Below are 617 nucleotides of genomic sequence, written 5' to 3'. Positions count from 1 at the left end.
CGGAGTGATTCATGACTGGGGTGAAGTCGTAACAAGGTAGCCCTAGGGGAACCTGGGGCTGGATCACCTCCTTATACGATTTAGAACTTATTTGTTCGTAGTGTCCACACAGATGATTGTTGATTAGAATTAGAGAACACAAACATTGTTTGGGTCTGTAGCTCAGCTGGTTAGAGCGCACGCCTGATAAGCGTGAGGTCGGTAGTTCAAGTCTACTCAGACCCACCACTTCTTAGCGATGCTAACGTTTAAAGCTAGTAGTTTAGTTGACTAAACGCCCTCACTTTATACCTTGTCTCAACAAGAAGCTTTGGTTACAAACGATGTACACACCAGTATTGTGGGGCTATAGCTCAGCTGGGAGAGCGCCTGCCTTGCACGCAGGAGGTCAGCAGTTCGATCCTGCTTAGCTCCACCACTTTACTTTTTAAAGACAAACGTACTTCAGGTATATCCTGAGTATTAAGTGTGTTTCTCTTTGAGAAGTTAAATTCTCTTGCTCTTTAAAAATTTGGAAAAGCTGATAATTAAATTCTTATAGATATTCGTATCTATAAAGAGTTTTCAAAAGTAAAACAATGCCAATTATTTATTCTTATGAATAAGTGATTAGCATC

At 40.7% G+C, this 617-nt stretch carries 2 tRNA genes and 1 rRNA gene; all 3 read left to right on the top strand.

Annotated elements, in window-relative coordinates:
• Window positions 1–74: ribosomal RNA gene (locus tag OCI93_RS20965) — 16S ribosomal RNA — on the top strand; the annotation flags it as partial.
• A 77-nt stretch (window positions 75–151) separates the two neighbouring features.
• Window positions 152–228, top strand: a tRNA-Ile gene (locus OCI93_RS20960).
• Window positions 229–342: 114 nt separating this feature from the next.
• Window positions 343–418 (top strand) — tRNA-Ala (locus OCI93_RS20955).
• Window positions 419–617 lie beyond the last annotated feature (199 nt).

Source organism: Pseudoalteromonas holothuriae (genome assembly GCF_945859825.1).
Classification (GTDB): domain Bacteria; phylum Pseudomonadota; class Gammaproteobacteria; order Enterobacterales; family Alteromonadaceae; genus Pseudoalteromonas; species Pseudoalteromonas holothuriae.
This window is presented reverse-complemented; position numbering and strand designations above follow the sequence as displayed.